Source organism: Micromonospora sp. NBC_00617 (genome assembly GCF_045161355.1).
Classification (GTDB): Bacteria; Actinomycetota; Actinomycetes; order Mycobacteriales; family Micromonosporaceae; genus Micromonospora.
Window position 1 is genome coordinate 1,267,435 of record NZ_CP107751.1, and the last position, 16,305, is coordinate 1,283,739.

Genomic DNA, 16,305 nt, shown 5'->3' on the forward strand with positions numbered 1-16,305 from the left:
GCGTTGCCGGAGTGAGGAGGGCCCAGGTGAACAGCCACATGTCGTGGCGGCAACCCGGCCACCAGGTCAGGACGGTCGCACTCTGGTCGTTTCCGGAGGACGTGCTCGTGGAGACCGGCGCCCCGGACGGCAGCGTGCTGCTGCTGACCCGGTGGGGTGAGATCCGGGTGACCGATCCGGACCCGACGACTGTGGAGTCGCTGCGCCGGATGAGCTTCGGCCCGGTATCCCTGGAGAACGTTCTCCGGGGTGTCGCCGACGACGGCGTCGAGGACCTGCGCCGCCGGCTGTCCGCGCTGCTGGACGGCCTTCAGCACGTGGTGGTCCGGTCGGTGGGCCTGGACGACGGGCTCGGTCCGTGGCTCTCGGCCGTACCGCTGACCCCGAGGGCGGTGTTCCGGGTGACGCCGCAGCCCGCGGACCGTCAGGTGTGGCTCTCCCCGGCGGTCCAGGCGCGCCGCGACTCGGGCAGCCTGGTGCTGGAGATTCCCGGCGGCGCCTACCGGGTCGTCCTGCACCGTCCGAACGGCGGCCCGCTTGTCGAGGCGCTGGCCGCGCCGAGCACCGTGGCGGCGCTGACGACGGCCGCCGGACTGCCGGCGGCGCTGGTCGGTGAGGCGGTGGCACATCTGCTCGCCACTGGCGTGGCGGTCACCGTTACGCCTACCGAGCGTGCGGTGGCGACAGGTGTGGACGCGCGGTCGGCGGGGCGGACGCACGAGTGATGCTGCCCCCCGCGCGGGCGACGCAGACCTTACCATCGAACTCCGCCGTCATCGCGGAGCCGCCGCGAGGGTCCGAACGCACAGGCTCGCGCGGGGAAGATCGGCGCTCGGGGGGCGTGCACATGGACCAGACACCACCAGACGATTCGAGACCGCTCAACGACGACCTTCGCACCGGCCCGACGGCGTCGCGACTGGCCCGGGTCGTGGTCGCCACAGTCGTCACCGGGCTCAGCCTGGTCGCGCTGCTCAATATCGTCGAGTCGGTGCACGAGCCCCGCGCTGTGGTGCTCGCCCTGGTGTCGATGAGCGGCCTCCTGTCACTGCAACTGTTCTTCCTGACCGATCGGGCCCGTCGGCTCGCCGGGCCGGCCCGTCTGGGGCTGCTCGTTGCCCAGTCGCTGCTCGGTTTTCTCCCGTTTCTCGTCTTCGGCCAGTCCTGGGTCGGGATGCCGGGCTTCGTCGCGGGCAGTTTCCTGCTGATGCTCGCACCTCCTCGTTCGGTGGTGGCCTTCGCGGCGACGGTGTTCGGCACCATGGTGATCCAGTCGGCGATGACCACACAGGTCCTGCTCGTCGCGTACACGACGGTGTCCACGGTGCTGACCGGCCTTATCGTCTACGGGTTGTCCCAGATGTCCATCCTGGTCCGCGAACTGCACGCGACCCGCACCGAACTGGCCCGGTTGGCGGTGATCCGGGAACGGCTCCGCTTCTCCCGTGACCTGCACGACCTGCTCGGCTACAGCCTCTCCGCGGTCACCCTCAAGAGCGAGTTGACCCGGCGGCTGGTGGTCCGCAACCCGGACCGTGCGCTAGCCGAACTGGACGACATCCTGGGCATCTCGCGGCAGGCCCTGGCTGACGTCCGACAGCTCGCCAGCGGCTACCGCGACATGTCGCTGGGCGACGAGGCCCGCGCGGCGCGGTCGGTGCTGGTCGCCGCCGACATCCGGGTACGGATGGAGATCGACCACCCCGAGCTGCCGCAGGCGGTCAGCACAGTGCTCGCCACGGTGCTCCGCGAGGGGGTCACCAATCTGCTGCGGCACAGCAGGGCGCGCAACTGCGAGGTGCTGGTCACCGAGCAGGGCGGGCGCGTGCTGCTCACCATCGCCAACGACGGCGCCGACCAGGGGCTCGGCCAGCCCTCCGAGCACGGGGGCAGCGGGCTGCGCAACCTCTCCGACCGGGCCGGGGCGCTCGGCGGCCGCCTGGTCACGAGCTGCTCGCCGGACGGTTGGTTCCGGCTCCGGGCGGAGCTGCCGGTCAGCCTGCCCGCCGCCGTGGAGGCGCCCACGCAGCTCGCGTCCTGACCGGTCCGGGCGGCCGGTCCGGGAGGCGGGGTCGACAGGCCGGGTCGGGCGGCCGGGGTCAGAGCCAGCCGGCGTCGCGGGCGATCCGGATCGCGTCGATCCGGTTTCGGGCGTTGAGCTTGGTCACCGCCGTGGTCAGGTAGTTGCGGACGGTCCCGGGGGACAGGAACAGCCGCGTGGCGATCTCGGTCGGCTCGGCGCCCTTCTCGGTGAGCCGGAGCACCTCGGCCTCGCGGGTGGTAAGCGGGCATTCGGCGCTGTCCCAGGCGGCGAGCGCCAGCTGCGGGTCGACCACCCGGCGGCCCGCCGCCACCCCCCGGATGGCGTCGGCCAGGATCTCCGGCGGGGCGTCCTTGAGGATGAAGCCGGCGACGTGCGCCGCCATCGCCCGGCGCAGGTTGCCCGGCCGGCCGAGGCTGGTCAGCATCAGGCAGCGGCAGCTCGGCAACTGCTCGCGCAGCAGGCCTGCCGCGGTCAGCCCGTTGATTCCCGGTAGGTCGATGTCGAGCACCGCGACATCCGGCAGTTGCGCCAGCGCCGCCGGCAGGATGTCGTCACCGGACGCCACCTCGGCGACGACGTCGATGTCGGGCTCCAGGGCGAGGAGTGCCAGGAGAGCGCCGCGGACCATGTTCATGTCCTCGGCGAGCAGAACCCTGATCGTCACCCGGCCAGCTTCGCATCAACGGCGCCGGCGTTAGGGGGCCACTCGTCCTACCATCGCTACTCTCCGGCCAACCGTCGTCACGCGGCGACCAACCGGACGTGCCAATCCGGCTGAACGGGCTGTCAGTCAGCGGCGGCGCGGAGGGCGACGCGGTCGGGTTTTCCCGACACGGTAAGCGGCAGCTTGTCCAGGAACGAGAAGCCGGCCGGCACGTGCGCCGGCGAGAGACCTGCTGCGACGTGGTCGCGCAGTTGGGTGGCGCCACACCGGACCCCCGGACGCAGCTGCACCGCGGCGTGGGCGGTCTCGCCGTGGCGCGGGTCGCGTCTGTCGTACACGACGGCGTCGGCCACCGCCGGATGGGCGAGGAGGACCCGCTCCACGGTGGACGGGTGGATCTTCAAGCCGTTCGCCTTGATCACGCTGCCGATGCGCCCGACGAGGTGGAGGTATCCGTAGCGGTCGAGGCGGGCCAGGTCGCCGGTGCGTAACCAGCCGCCGTGCATCGTCTGCGCGGTCAGGGCCGGGTCGCCGAGATAGCCGGCCATCGTGGTCGCCGCGCGTACCCAGACCTCACCGATGGTTCCCCGAGGCGTCGCGGTACGGCAGTCGGCCTCCCGGATGTCCAGATCCACCCAGGAGAAGGGACGGCCGACGCTTGGCAGGAGTTCCGGCTCGGCGTGATCGAGCGGGGTGAGGGTGCACATGCCGCCGGCCTCGGTGCTGCCGTACAGCTGGGTCAGCCGTTCGCCGAAGAGCGTCACCGCCTGGGCGATCCGGGTCGGAGCGGCGAAGGTGCCGCTGTAGAGCACCTGGCGCAGCGAGGGCAGCGCCCGCCGGGCGGCCTCCGGGCGGTCGACCAGTTGGTAGAGGTGCGGCACCGCCAGGTAGACGTCCGTCACCCGGTGCCGGACGACGGCGTCGACCACCTCGTCCAGGCCGAAGCCGTCGCGGAGCACCACTGCGCCCCCGCCGATCAGGACCGCGTCGACCATTGTCGACGTGGCGTGGCTGACCGGGGTCACGGACAGCATGGTCACCGGCCAGTCCGGCGAGCCGTCGCCGGCGGACACCCGGATCCGGGTGTCGCGGGCGCCGAACGGTTGCTGCACCAGCTTCGGGTCACCGGAGCTGCCGCTGGTCAGGTCGACAACAGCGATGTCGGTCGGGTTCCAGGCGGCGCTCGGAAGGCGACCCGACAGGTGCCGGCGCAGCTCGTCGGCGGCCAGTACGGTCAGCGACGGCGCCGTGGCGGCCAACTCCCGACCCCGCGCGGCGTTCGCCGCGTCCACCACGAGGGTGCGTGCGCCGGTGGCGCGCAGCACCCGCAGGCGGGCGAGTGTCGACAGATGCTCGCCGTCGGCGCGGGCGTTCATCGAGCGCACGTGCGTGACTGTGGCGCCGAGCAGGTGTGCGGCGTACCGGGTGACAAGCATGGCCGGCACGTTCGGCTCGGTAAGCACGGCCACCGTCTCCCCGCGGGCCACGCCGGCGCGGGTCAGCCCGATGGCTGTCGACAGGATCGCCGCGGCGAGCGCGCCGGCTGTCGTCGCGCCCTCCGGTCGGTGCAGGACGGGCCGTCCGGGCCGCCGTTGCAGGGCGTCCAGCAGCCGCCGTACGTAGTGCGCCTCGCCGGTCTCCACAGTTACCTCCCGTCCGCGGCCTCCGCCCGCAGCCGAGCAGGAGGGGGCCCGGCCAGCCTCCGCCCCGGGCGAACGCCTCGCCAGCACCACCACGATGTCCGTCACGGATGCCGGTACGGGTGTCACGAACCCCGCATGACCTGTGTCACCGGAGCGCGGTGCGCGCGTCATCCGTCGATGACAGCGGCCAGGGAGGGCGGTGACAGTGGCGGCGGCGCCTCGTTGCGTCGTGTCCGGCGAGGTCCGGAATCCGTGGCGGCGAGACCCAGGACCCAGCCCCGCGACGGATACGGAGTGCACCATGCAGACGACACCCCTCACCGACGGAACGGTCGTCGGGTTCCGCGACGACGTCCGGGCGGAGTTCGAAGCCGGCCGGGTCGTCCTCACCAGCCCCGCCGGTGTGGTCGCGATGCGGCAGGTCGGCAGCGGGCTCGGCGCGGCGCTACGCCGGCTCGCCGACGGGCCGGTCGACCCCGCCGACCTGCTCAGCGGTTTGACCGGGCGGGAGGCCGCCCAACTGCGCGGGTTTCTCGACCGGGCGCCCCACCTGCTCGCCCGGGGGGTCGTCGCGGGTGACCGCGAGATGCTGCGGCTGGAGCGGACCGCGCCGGGAACGGAGTACGCGGCTGCCGCAGTGGCCCCGACCACCCGGGTGCGGCTGTCCCGCTTCGCCTTCTGCCGTTCCCGGGAAAGCGCGCTCGTGCTGGAGTCGCCGTTGGCCCGGCACCGGGTGCTCCTGGTGCATCCGGCGGCCCGACGGCTGGTGGCCGAGCTGGGCACCCCGCGTACCCCGATGGAGCTGGCCGGCGACGACCTCGACGTCGCGGCGGTCGGCACGCTCCTGGGTCATCTCGTCGGAGCGGGGCTCGTCGACGCGGCGGACGGCGCCGGCGGCTTCGAGTCCGAGACGGACGTGACACTGCGGCAGTGGTCCTTTCACGACCTGCTCTTCCACTCGCGCACCCGCCCCGGTCGCTACGACGACCCGATCGGCGGGATCTACCCGCACCGGGGGGAGATCCCGCCGCTGCCGGCCGTGAAGGAGCCGCCGGCGGGCCGCACCGTGGAGCTGTACCGGCCGGACCTCGACGAGGTGCTGGCCCGGGACCCGGCGTTCACAGTGGCGCTGGAGGGCCGCAGGTCCATCCGCTCCTACGGGGCGGAGCCGCTCACCCTGCGCCAGCTCGGCGAGTTCCTCTACCGGGTGGGTCGGGTCCGGGTGCTGCGCGGTGCCGAGGGTGACCCGACGGGCAACGAGATCGTGGGGCGGCCCTATCCGACCGGCGGGTCGGCGTACGAGATCGAGCTGTACCTGACCGTGCGCCGCTGCGCGGGCCTGGACCCGGGCATCTGGTTCTACGACTCCGTGGCACACCGGTTGGTGCTGGTCAACGACGACCCGGCGGACCAGGCGGCGATGTTGGACGTCGCCGCGGGAGCCACCGGCGGCGAGGCGGACGGTGACGTGCTGATCACCCTGACCTCCCGCTTCCAGCGGCTGTCCTGGAAGTACGCGGGCATCGCCTACGGGATGACGCTGCGGCACTGCGGGGTGGTCTACCAGACGATGTACCTCGTGGCGACGGCGATGGGGCTGGCGCCGTGCGGGCTGGGGATCGGCGACGCCGACCTGGCCGCCCGGGTGCTGCGGTTGGACTGGCTGCGCGAGACGTCGGTGGGGGACTTCCTGCTCGGCAGCCAGCCGGCGGGTGAGCTGGGCACTTGGCGCACCGAGGACGGTTGGCAGCTGCTCAACGGCGCGGAGTGGGCGCTGCGGGCCGGCGAGGAGCTGGGTCGCCGATGACCTGCCGAAACCGCGCTGCGTGGGGCCGTCCCGGCCTGGTGCGGGCCTTTTCCGAGAGGCCTTCACGTCGCCCGGGGCGGCCCTATCGCGATAACGGGGTGGCGCGTGTGTAATTGCCACCGTGATATGTGTCAGCAGGCGCTGACAAAGCATGGACACGATCGGTGGGCGAGGCCAGAATTGATTTCACCGGAAGGGTTGAAGAAAAGCCCTTCACAGCAGAAGGAGAAATGACATGAGCATCGACGAGACCAACGCGACCGCCCAGGACGACAAGACCTTCGACTCGTTCGAGATCGCCGACCTGGAGGTCCTCGAGGTCGCCCAGGGCGTGGCCCTGCCGGAGCTGGGCGCGTCGAGCGGCAGCATCGGCACCTCGTCCTCCTCCTCGACCTGCTCGTCCAGCACCTGCTGAACGACAGTCACGGTCGGACCGACACCAGCCGGACCGGCGACGGAACACAGTGGATGAAGGACGGCGAGAGTCAGCCGGCGGGCGCGTCGAGCGACCGCACCGGGGCGCCGTCTCCCTCACCCACCCGCTCGCCAAGCACCTGCTGACACGGCTGACGTCGGCTGTGCTCGTCCAAGTCGAAGTTGGACGAGTGCAGCCGACGTCGGTGCGCCTGGCCCTCGTTCATCCGCGCCGGGACACGTCCAGCGCGGTTGACCAGAGCGCGACGGCAGCCGGCAGGCCGACCACCACGCGTACGGTCTCGTTGCCCGTGTCAAAACCGTACGCCGTCGCGCCGACTGCTGCCACCAGGATCAGCAGTGCGCCGGTCCACAGGTAGCCGGGAACGTCGAAGATCCGGGCCAGTGGCAGGAAGTGCAGGCCGACGACCAGGCAGACGGCCACGACGATCAGCCCTGGTGAACCAGCCCGGAGCAGCCCGAAGACGGCGGCGAGAATCAACACGGTCTGGGCCAGGTTGATCAGGTGGAACCAGCGCATCGAATGCGGGTGGACGCGGCGGACCCGGGACGGACCGCGCGCCCGCAGCCGCCGGCCGGCCACCAGGAGGGCGCCCGCGACGACCACGGCGGCCAGGTCGAGGGCGAGCCGGACGCCTGTGGGCACCGGTAGGCCGCTCACACCCACGATCAGCCAGAGCAACCCGTAGACGATCATTGTGACGACGCCCATGGCGAGCGGGCCTCGGCGATTCACGGACTCGCCGCCCAATTGACGTGCGCCGGTGTCAGCTGACATGAGTAGACCCTAGCGTAGGTCGTTCAAAAGGCGCAAACCACCCGCCGGGACGAGCCGTCAGCGGATTGCTGACAGTTGTCAGCAACATTCTTGTGCAATCGCCGCGCGGGTCGAGAATCGAATTACCAGCGAATTTCCTGCTCGTCGAGACAATTCCGGAAAGGTGCGTCGACATGACGACCGAGGCGTATGAGCCGGCCACCGACGTGATCGGTGTGCGGCTCCATACCAGGGGGCCCGTGACGCTTCCCTGGTTGGCACGATCCGTGGTGCCGGTGGCCCGCGCGCTGCACGGCGACGGCAATGCCGTCGTCCACCTCCGCCGGGGCTGGCGGCACGGTCCCCACGTCGACGTCGTCGCCTACGGCGGCGCCGGGGGCGCGGCCGACTGGGCCACAGTCGCCGCGGAACTGGACGCCGGTCCACTGGACCCGGCACGTGCCCTCAGCGAGGAGGACTACCTCACCCAGGCGCGCGAGTTCGGCCGGTTGGAAGCGGTGCCCCCGCCGTACCTGCCGATGGCCGAGCATGGCGCGGTGCGGCTGCTCCGCCGGGAGGACACCGGACCCCAGCAGCCGGCGCTGCGCGCCCTGCCCGGCTGGGAGGTGGCGCAGAGCGTCCTGACCACGCCGCTGCTGGACACTGTGGACGAGCTGGCGCGCCGGCCCGAGCAGGGCACCGTCCGCCTCGGCGAGGCCTTCGCGGCGCTCGCCGACTCCTACTTCCTGGGGCTGGCGCATGGCGTCTACTCGTTCCGGTCACACGTCGAGGCGTTCCTGGCCTGGGCGCGGCCCACCCGGGACGTACGCCCGGTCTTCGCGCAGCGGCTGGCGCGGGAGGCTGCGGTGCTGCGCCCGGTGGTCGAGCAGCGGCTCGCCGGCACACCCAGCGGCCCGGCGGCGGCCTGGCGGACGGCGTTCGCCTACTGCGCCGGCACCTTCGACGCGGCCGTCACCGACGGCACGCTCAGCCTCGACCTGCTGGACGAGATCACCGGCAGCGTGGACACCGCCGCGATGGGCCCGCCCAGCGCCCCCGACGTGGTGCCGACCGGCGACCAGCCGGACACGGAGTTCCACCGCAGGGTCGCCGCGTCGGGCGCCTACGACCGGACCACCCAGTGGTTCGCCGCCTACCGCGTGCTGATCAACCTCTTCTACCAGCAGCTTCCGCTGCTCACCGTGTCGCCGATGCAGCGCTACTACATGTGCTACGCGATAAGCGAGCTGGTCGACGAGGTGCTCGGTGAGAGCTGGCAGGACCGGCTCACCCGTGACCGGGTCCGGGTCGTCGCGGCCGCGGGGAGGGCGGCATGACCCTCGCCCCCGCCGCCCCGGCGCCTCTCGCCCCGAGCACCACCACCTCGCCGGCGGAGCCCCTCTGGCAGCTGCGGATCAACCCGCTGCGCCGGGCCCGCCTCGCCGACCCGACGCTCCGGTTGCTCCTGGCCGACCTGACCGACGTGGACCGGGCGCTGTCCGACAGCGCCGCCCGCTGCGCCGACGATCTCTACCGGCTGATCGGTGCCAGCTCCGACGAGACCGAACGCAAGCGCCTGGTGGAGGCCCGCCGCGCCATCTCCCGGGACCGGGAGCCCCGCACGGACCTGACGCATCTGCCCGCCGTGGCCGCCTGGGTCGCCGCCCGGCACCGCCGCGACGAGCTGCGGGCCCGACTCATCGCCGAGCACCCGGCGGCGGCCGAGCGGGAACGGGGCACGCTCGCCGGGCTGCTGGGCGACGAGGACCTGCGCCGTTCGCTGGCTCTGCTCGCCCCCGAGGTGTACGAGGAGGCCGAGCGCTACCGGGCCGTCGTGGCCACCGGCCAACCTGTGGCCGCCCGCGCCCGCAAGTCCGAGCGCGGCCTGATCCAGTACGTCACCCGGGCCATGGTCCGGACCAGCCCGCTGGCCCGGTTCACAGCTGTCGGCATCGCGGTGCCGGGCGCCGACGGGGTCGACCCGCGCGGCGTGCCGTTCACCGGGGCGCACTCCTTCCCCAGTCTGGACCGCGTCATGATCGCCTATGTGCTGGGCGGGCTGAACCCCCCGGTGGGCGCGGCACGGCTCGGAGCCTGGGTGGGGCTGTCACCCACCTCCGCAGTGGAGCCCGAGCAGGGCGCGCTGTTCTTCCTGCGCCCCACCGAGGGCGGCTACCAGCGCCTCTCGGCGCCGCTACGGGGCCCGATCAAGCTGCTGATGGACGCGATCGCCATGGGCCCGCGTCCGGCCCGGGCGGTGGCCGCGTACGTGTCCACGCACGCCGGCTGCCCACTGCCCGACGCCGAGCAGATCGTGCTGCGGGCACTGGACAGCGGCATCCTGTGCACCTTCAACGAGGCCGAGGACGGCGACGCCGACCTGGCCGAGCAGCTGGACCGGCCGGACACCCCGGCCGCCGACGCCCTCGCCGACGTGCGTGCCGGGTTGTCCCGGTTGGCCGACGGACCGGTGCTGGAGCGGGGCGCTGACCTGGCGACCCTGCGCGCCGACCTGGCCCGGGTCAGCGGGCTGGCGCAGCGGCCGGCCCAGGTGATGGTGGAGGAGGACTACCTCCTCCCGCCGGCCACGGTGAACACCGAGCCGGTGCGGGGCAACCTGAGCGACCTGGGCGCGGCGGTGGAGCTGCTGTCGGTCTTCGACTGGCTGCACGACGTTCGCATGATGACCACCCGAGCCTTCGTCGGGCGGTTCGGCGTCGGCGCCGGCGTCCCGCTCGCCGACCACGCCGACGAACTCGTCGAGGCGGTGTCCGCGCAGGCCGTGGCCGCCGGGGAGTACGCCGCCACGCTCACCGACGACAGCCCGGTCGGCAACGACCCGCTGCTGCGCCTCTACGCGCTGCGCCGCCGGATCATGGCCTGGACCCGGGCGGAGATCACCCGGGCCGCAGAGGCGGGCGAGCCCGAGGTGCGGTGGTCCGCCGAGCAGGCGTACGAGCTCGTCGCCGAGCTGCCCGAGGAGTTCCGGCGTGACCCGCTCAGCTACGGGGTGCTCACGCAGTGGGCGGGAGACCGGCTTGTCGTCAACGACGGGCTGCCGGGGCACGGCATGCTCTACTCCCGCTTCCTCGACGGCGACCGGCGGCTCGGCGGGCGGGCGCTGCCGTACCTCGCCGACCGGCTCACCGAGCGCTTCGGCTGGGACGGCGCGCGGGTCGTGGAGGACCTGGGGCTGCACCGACTCAACGTCAATGCCCATCCCCGCGTGCTGCCGGACGGGTTGGGTCCGGACGACTGGTACGCCCTGCGTCTGGCGCACGATCCGGACACCGACACCCTCGCGGTCACCGATGCCCACGGGCAGCGGCTGCGGGTGCTGCCGCTGGGCACCGGCCACCCGGGGCTGTTCCCACCGCCACTGTCGGTGGCGTCCTGCCTGGCGACCGGCGGCCGACTCAACAACTACCTGCTGGATCTCTGGCACGGCGGCAACCCGTGGGACCGGGCCCGTACCCGGATCGCGCCGCGGATCGCCGTCGGCGATGTGGTGGTGAGCCGCCGCCGCTGGTACGGCGGCGCCGAGCTGGAGGGGGCGTTGGCCGCGCCGGAGGGCCCCGAGCGGCTGCTCGCCCTCACCGGCTGGCGCGGCCGGTACGGCGTACCGGAGGAGGTGGTGGTCAAGACCGCCTTCGACGACGAGGCGCCCCGGTCGCTGCGCCCGGCCGACATCATGCCCCGCCGGCAGAAGCAGAAGCCGCAGTACGTCGACCTGACCTCCGCCCTCGGCACCCGGGTGCTGCCGCGGATGCTCGAGCGTCGGGCGGACGGGAAGGCCGTGGACTACCTGGAGGAGGCGCTTCCCGGGGTGGTCGACGGCACGCACGCCCACGAGTGGGTGGTCGAGATCGGCAGGCGCCCCGGCGGCCTGTTCCAGTACGGAGGGAAGAAGTCATGAGACTGCGCGCGCGACCGTACCTGCACTACGCGCCGACGCCCGAGGGCGTCTACCTCGCCGGGGGCCGCGATCAGCTCGTCCTGCGGGGCTCAACGCTGCTGTTCCGGGTCGCCGACACCTGTGTGCCGCTGCTGGACGTCGGCACGACCGAGGACGAGATGGTGACCGCGCTGGGCACCGAGCGGGCCCGGCCTGTCGTCCGCCACCTGGTCGACCAGCTACGGCGGCACAACCTGCTCCTGGATTTCGCGGCGCACACAGTCGCCGAGCCGGACGAGGCCGAGCGGCGGCGGTGGGCCGGCCCGCTGGCGTACCTGGAGGCGGTCTCCGCGGATCCGTACGCCGCCTTCACGGCGGTGCGGGCGGCGCGGGTCGCGGTGGTGGGCCCGGTCGAGGTCACCGGGCCGGCGGTGCGGGGGCTGCTGCGGGCCGGGATCGGTGCGGTGGAGGCGCGGGACGCGGCCGACGACCTGACCGGATTCGACGCGGTGATCCGCTGCCTCGTCGCCGGCGCGGCGCCCGAGCCGGCCGCGGCGCCGGTGCTGCCCGTGCTGCTGGACGACCGGGTGCTTGTGGCCGGGCCGGTGGTGACCGACACCGCGACCGCCGCCGTCTGGTCGGCGTGGCGGGACCGGGTCCTGGGCCAGGCGGTGGCCGACGCCGTGCCGCCAGCCGCCCGTCCGGTCGCCGACGCGCTGGCCGGTGCGCTCGCCGCGCACCTGCTGTTCACGCTCATCGCAGGTCAGGACACCCGCAGGGACGCGCACGTCGTGCACTCCGACGTGCTCACCGCCGATCGGGTGGTGCTGGGAACGCCGCTGGCCGACGACGAGCGCTGGCACCTGCTGGACGACGCCCACCCCGTTCCGCTGCCCACGATCGACGACCTGACCCCTGCCGTCTCCGCCCTCACCACCCGCTGGACCGGTCCGTACACCCGGGGTGACCGGGAACCGGAGCTGCCCCAGCTACCGCTGTCACAGCGCGAGCTGGCGTACCGCGACGGCCGAACCGGCTCGGTCTTCGCCGGCGGACCCGACCTCCAGACCGCGTACGTCGCGGCGGCGATCGAGGGGATGCGGCGGGCGGCCGACGGCGGCGCGGCCGGACTGACCGAGGAGACGTGGCTGCTCGACGGCGCACTGCGGCTGCTCGCCGCGGAAGCCGAGCCGGCCCACACGGTGGACCCGGCGGACCTGGACCCGGAGACGCACCGGATCCGGCAGAGCCTGGGCGCCCAACCGCACGTCGTCGACCTGCGCGCGGTCCCCGGCCTGGACTGGCGGCTGGCCCGGGTGTGCACACCGGACGGTGACACGCTCGGCGTGGCATGGGGGCCGGACGCGGACACCGCCGTCCGGGCCGCCGTGGGGGTGGCTGTCATCGCCGAGCAGGTCCGGGCGGCTGGCGGCGAGCCGGCACCCGCCCTGCACACCGACGCCCTGCTGCTCGCCGGTGACGGCGTGGTGGACGCGCTGCGCAAGCAGGTCACCGCGCTGGCTGCGGCAACCGGCCGCCGGTTCCGCGGCCGCGCCCGGCACGCCGATCCCGTGCTGGGTGAGCTTCCGTTCTGGTACGGCCCGGTCGAGGTGACCGGCGACATCGAGGAGCAGACCGATGGGCACTGACACCGACCGGCCCGACCTCGGGCCGGGGTTCGCCGTCGACGCCGTCGACGAGTGGCTCGCCGCGCTGGCCCCCCTGCTCGCGGTCCACGCCACAGTGACGCTCGACCGCGGATTCCACCTGACCTGGCAGACCGAGCAGTGGCGCCGCAGCGCCGCCGACGGCCGCGAGCACCTGTCGGTGCGGGTGTACGACGACGAGGTGCAGATCGGCCCGCGCTGGGTACCGGGCACCGACGCCGGCTGCCCGGTCTGCGCCGAGTCCCGCGAGCGTTCGGTGCTGGAGCACCCGTTGCAGGCCCGCCTGGACCTCAACCGCTGGCGGACGGGCACCGGCGACCCGCTGCTGCCGGATCTGCTGGCGGCGGCTGCCCGGAACCTGGCGGACGTGCCGCTGGCCCCGGGTGAGCTCGCTGTGGTCGGCCCGGCCGGGGTGCGGCGGCACCGGATCCCGCGGCACTTCTACTGCACGTCCTGCGCACCGCGCTTCCAGCCGGACCTGGACTGGCGGCCGGAGCCGCTGGCCCTGCGCAGTCACCCGGCCGCACCGGGCGACCCCACGCGGGCCGCGGACGGTGCCCGCCTGGTCGTTCCGGGGGCTCTGCGCGACCGGGTCGTCAATGAGCGGTTCGGCCCGGTCCAGAAGATCATTCTGGAGTCGGCCGCGCCCTTTGCCATGAGCATGTCGATCATGCCGGACGCGCCGGCGTGGGGACACGGCCGGGCGATGACCTTCCGGGAGGCCGAACCGGTAGGTCTCATCGAGCTCTACGAGCGCCTCGGCGGTTTCCCGTTCGACGCGCCGGTGCTCCAGGGGCTGACCTACCGCCAGGTCGCCGACCACGCCCTCGACCCGGCCACCCTCGGCGGGCACACCGACGAGCAGCTCGCCCACCCCACCGCCCGGGTGCTCCCGGTGCATCCGGACAGCCCGATGGACTGGGTGTGGGGCCACGACCTCGGCACCGGGCAGCCGGTGCTCGTGCCCGCGGAGATCGGCTTCTACCAGTACGAATACCGGTACAAGTTGAACCGTCGGGCCGCCCGCGCCGCGCGCCGGGCCAACCCGCGGGAGAACCGCAAGCACTTCTACGACTCCTCCAGCGGCTGCGCGGCGGGCTCCTGCCTGGAGGAGGCGGCCCTGCACTCGCTGCTCGAACTCGCCGAGCGGGACGCCTTCCTGATCGCCTGGCACCGGGCCACCCCGCTGCCGGTCATCCCCACCTCGACGATCACCGACCCGGACAGTCAGGCATTGATCAACCTCATCCACGCCCGCGGCTTCGACGTCCACATCCTCGTCGCCACCCACGACGTGGCCCTGCCGATCGTGTGGACCCTCGCCGTCAACCGGACCGGCGGATTCCCGGCCACCTTCCACTCCGGAGGGTCCGGCGCCAACCCGGCCACCGCCATCCGGGGCGCCCTACGGGAGGTCGCCCAGCTCGTCACCGACCCGCAGGACCCGGACACCTCGGACATCGAGCCGATGTTGGCCGACCCGTGGAACATGGAGGAGCTGGTCCATCACCCCCGCTACTACATGCATCCGGCCACGCTGGCCCGTGCCACAGCCGTGCTGGGTGGCCCGGAGACCACGATCGCCGAGGCGTTCGGCGACTGGCCCGGCCAGCTCGACCGGGCCGCCGCCGGTGACGTCCGGGGCGCCCTGGACCACGTCCGGGAGCTCTACGCGGCTGCCGGCATGGACCGGATGGTGCTTGTCGACCAGAGCACCCGGGAGCACCGCGACGTTGGCATCTCGGTGGTCAAGATGGTCGTACCCGGCATCTTGCCGATGTGCTTCGGCCACGCCCAGCAGCGGCTGCTGGGCCAGCCCCGGCTCGCCGCCGCGCTCGCGGGCACCGCCCAGGCCGGACGTCCGCTGCCCTACGATCCCCACCCGTTCCCGTGAGCGCCGGGTTGCGGGTTCCCGCCCCGTACACCGACCACACCATCGGCCGGGAGTCGCTCTGGCACGCGTACGCCGCCGGGGCGGACGAGACCGTGATCCCGCCCTGGCTGTCCGAGCCGGTGCCTCCGATGGAGACGCACGTCCACCCGCCCACCCCGGCTGCCGCCATGGGAGGCGCCCGCCGCCCACTGCCCTACGGAACGGCGGAGCTGCTGGGGCGGACCGCGTACCCGCACGGGCAGGTGGCGGGGGAGGTGGCCGACCCGATCGGGCACGCCCTGGTCGCCGCGTACGGACCGCAGTGGTACGACCCGGACAACGTCTACAACCCCCACCGCGGCTACGCCTCGCCGCGCTGTCTGTACCCGGTGCAGGTCTTCGCCGACGACGGGGAGCACTGGGCGCTGTTGGATCCCGACCGGCACGCGCTGACCACCCTGTCGGTACCCGGGCATTCGCCCCGGGCCCGGCAGATCGCGCTGACCGGCCGCTACACCCGCATCCCGCGTGGCTACCGCTGGTTCCGTGGCTCGCTGGTCGCCATCGAGACCGGCTACGCGCTGCGTGCGCTCGCCATCGGCCTGCATCACTTCGGGGTGCCGGCGTGGGTGCGGCTGCCCGACGCCGAGGCCACCGCGGTGCTCGCCGAGGTGGGGCTCGACCCCGTCGGGGAGTGGTCGCTGCCGGTCACCGTCGGGTTGGGTGCGCCCCCTCAGGTGCCCGGACCAACGCCCGCCGAGTCGCCCGTCGACCCGCCTGCCGAGTCGCCCGATCCGGTCCTCGCCGAGGTGGCCGGGGTGAACCGGGAGCAGGCGTTCACCGACCCACCCGCCCGCCTCGGCTCCGGCGTACCTGTGGGCGCGGCTGCCGCGCCCACCGCGCCGGACTGGGCGGAGCTGAGCTGGCGTCGTAACTCGGGGCGGATGCCTGCGGGCCGGCCCGGCTTCGACTCCCGCCGTCGGCGGCTGCCGGCGGCTGTCGTGCACGACATCACACGCTGGCTGGCCGTGCCGGCACCCGGGCCCACCCTGGCCGCCGTCCGCGACGGGATCACCGTCTCGGTCGCCCTGCGCGACATCGACGGGTACGCCGACGGCGTGCACCGGGTCGGGCCGGACGGCGAGCTCGTCCTGCAGCGGGCCGACCCGGAGATCACCACGAAGTTGGAGGCGACGTACGGCTACCCGCTCACCCCGACCGACGGCTGCGGCGTCCGGCACGCCTCAATGGTGTGGTTCCTGTCGGTCCGCCCCCGGGAGCTGCACGCCGCCTACGGACCGACCGCCTGGACGGCCACCCAGTACGCAGTCGGCTGGGCCGCGCACGGCCTCTCCCTCGCGGCCAGCGCGGCCGACCTGTTCGCCCGGCCGGTCCGGGCGTTCGTGGAGAACGCGACACGGGACCTGCTCGGCCTGGCCGGCGACGAGATGATCGCGCTCGCCGCGGTGGTGGGCACCCCGCGGCATGCAAGCGGCGGGCTGCTCGACATCAGGTTGTGA

At 73.3% G+C, this 16,305-nt stretch carries 13 protein-coding genes; 9 read left to right on the forward strand and 4 right to left on the reverse strand.

Going from position 1 to position 16,305, the window contains the following annotated elements:
- The first annotated feature begins 26 nt into the window (after window positions 1-26).
- Window positions 27-725 carry a hypothetical protein gene (locus OG505_RS05750; protein ID WP_405431523.1) on the forward strand — a complete coding sequence of 233 codons (699 nt, stop codon included), beginning with the start codon at window positions 27-29 and terminating at the stop codon, window positions 723-725.
- Between the two features lie 122 nt (window positions 726-847).
- Window positions 848-2,041, forward strand: a complete 1,194-nt coding sequence (locus OG505_RS05755; protein WP_405431525.1) for a sensor histidine kinase — start codon at window positions 848-850, stop codon at window positions 2,039-2,041.
- 58 nt (window positions 2,042-2,099) lie between these two features.
- Here the strand turns inward: OG505_RS05755 and OG505_RS05760 are convergent, their stop codons facing one another.
- Together OG505_RS05760 and OG505_RS05765 are read right to left on the reverse strand one after the other, a co-directional pair.
- Window positions 2,100-2,708: a DNA-binding response regulator gene (locus tag OG505_RS05760; protein WP_405431526.1), complete on the reverse strand. Its 609-nt coding sequence runs from the start codon at window positions 2,706-2,708 to the stop codon at window positions 2,100-2,102.
- A 122-nt stretch (window positions 2,709-2,830) separates the two neighbouring features.
- Complete coding sequence (locus OG505_RS05765) at window positions 2,831-4,351, reverse strand: class I adenylate-forming enzyme family protein (RefSeq protein WP_405431528.1); 1,521 nt, start codon at window positions 4,349-4,351, stop codon at window positions 2,831-2,833.
- Window positions 4,352-4,652: 301 nt separating this feature from the next.
- Here OG505_RS05765 and OG505_RS05770 point away from each other — a divergent pair, with 301 nt between their 5' ends.
- Together OG505_RS05770 and OG505_RS05775 are read left to right on the forward strand one after the other, a co-directional pair.
- Window positions 4,653-6,158 carry a SagB family peptide dehydrogenase gene (locus tag OG505_RS05770; protein WP_405431530.1) on the forward strand — a complete coding sequence of 502 codons (1,506 nt, stop codon included), beginning with the start codon at window positions 4,653-4,655 and terminating at the stop codon, window positions 6,156-6,158.
- Window positions 6,159-6,393: 235 nt separating this feature from the next.
- The gene (locus OG505_RS05775; RefSeq protein ID WP_405431532.1) at window positions 6,394-6,573 is read left to right on the forward strand and encodes a thiazolylpeptide-type bacteriocin; all 180 of its coding nucleotides are present in this window, start codon (window positions 6,394-6,396) and stop codon (window positions 6,571-6,573) included.
- A 70-nt stretch (window positions 6,574-6,643) separates the two neighbouring features.
- Here the strand turns inward: OG505_RS05775 and OG505_RS05780 are convergent, their stop codons facing one another.
- Entirely contained in the window at window positions 6,644-6,799 is a 156-nt protein-coding gene (locus OG505_RS05780) for a hypothetical protein (protein ID WP_405431533.1), read from the reverse strand.
- The gene (locus OG505_RS05785; RefSeq protein WP_405431534.1) at window positions 6,796-7,305 is read right to left on the reverse strand and encodes a hypothetical protein; all 510 of its coding nucleotides are present in this window, start codon (window positions 7,303-7,305) and stop codon (window positions 6,796-6,798) included. Before OG505_RS05785 ends, OG505_RS05780 begins: the two co-directional genes overlap by 4 nt.
- A 239-nt stretch (window positions 7,306-7,544) precedes the next feature.
- Here OG505_RS05785 and OG505_RS05790 point away from each other — a divergent pair, with 239 nt between their 5' ends.
- From OG505_RS05790 to OG505_RS05810, 5 genes are read left to right on the forward strand one after another with little or no spacing between them, the layout of a single operon-like run.
- Window positions 7,545-8,687 carry a hypothetical protein gene (locus OG505_RS05790; RefSeq protein WP_405431536.1) on the forward strand — a complete coding sequence of 381 codons (1,143 nt, stop codon included), beginning with the start codon at window positions 7,545-7,547 and terminating at the stop codon, window positions 8,685-8,687.
- Window positions 8,684-11,266 carry a lantibiotic dehydratase gene (locus tag OG505_RS05795; protein ID WP_405431537.1) on the forward strand — a complete coding sequence of 861 codons (2,583 nt, stop codon included), beginning with the start codon at window positions 8,684-8,686 and terminating at the stop codon, window positions 11,264-11,266. Before OG505_RS05790 ends, OG505_RS05795 begins: the two co-directional genes overlap by 4 nt.
- Window positions 11,263-12,894 carry a hypothetical protein gene (locus OG505_RS05800; protein WP_405431539.1) on the forward strand — a complete coding sequence of 544 codons (1,632 nt, stop codon included), beginning with the start codon at window positions 11,263-11,265 and terminating at the stop codon, window positions 12,892-12,894. Before OG505_RS05795 ends, OG505_RS05800 begins: the two co-directional genes overlap by 4 nt.
- Entirely contained in the window at window positions 12,884-14,806 is a 1,923-nt protein-coding gene (locus OG505_RS05805) for a TOMM precursor leader peptide-binding protein (protein WP_405431540.1), read from the forward strand. The genes OG505_RS05800 and OG505_RS05805 overlap by 11 nt, the downstream gene beginning before the upstream one ends.
- Window positions 14,803-16,305 (forward strand): hypothetical protein, encoded by a 1,503-nt coding sequence (locus OG505_RS05810; RefSeq protein WP_405431542.1) that lies wholly within the window; start codon window positions 14,803-14,805, stop codon window positions 16,303-16,305. Before OG505_RS05805 ends, OG505_RS05810 begins: the two co-directional genes overlap by 4 nt.

Excerpts from the sequence above, each read along its gene's own strand:
- OG505_RS05785 (WP_405431534.1), bottom strand. The coding sequence starts at position 7,305 with ATGGGCGTCGTCACAATGATCGTCTACGGGTTGCTCTGGCTGATCGTG.
- OG505_RS05770 (WP_405431530.1), top strand. The coding sequence starts at position 4,653 with ATGCAGACGACACCCCTCACCGACGGAACGGTCGTCGGGTTCCGCGAC.
- OG505_RS05755 (WP_405431525.1), top strand. The coding sequence starts at position 848 with ATGGACCAGACACCACCAGACGATTCGAGACCGCTCAACGACGACCTT.
- OG505_RS05775 (WP_405431532.1), top strand. The coding sequence starts at position 6,394 with ATGAGCATCGACGAGACCAACGCGACCGCCCAGGACGACAAGACCTTC.
- OG505_RS05780 (WP_405431533.1), bottom strand. The coding sequence starts at position 6,799 with ATGAACGAGGGCCAGGCGCACCGACGTCGGCTGCACTCGTCCAACTTC.
- OG505_RS05795 (WP_405431537.1), top strand. The coding sequence starts at position 8,684 with ATGACCCTCGCCCCCGCCGCCCCGGCGCCTCTCGCCCCGAGCACCACC.
- OG505_RS05805 (WP_405431540.1), top strand. The coding sequence starts at position 12,884 with ATGGGCACTGACACCGACCGGCCCGACCTCGGGCCGGGGTTCGCCGTC.
- OG505_RS05790 (WP_405431536.1), top strand. The coding sequence starts at position 7,545 with ATGACGACCGAGGCGTATGAGCCGGCCACCGACGTGATCGGTGTGCGG.
- OG505_RS05800 (WP_405431539.1), top strand. The coding sequence starts at position 11,263 with ATGAGACTGCGCGCGCGACCGTACCTGCACTACGCGCCGACGCCCGAG.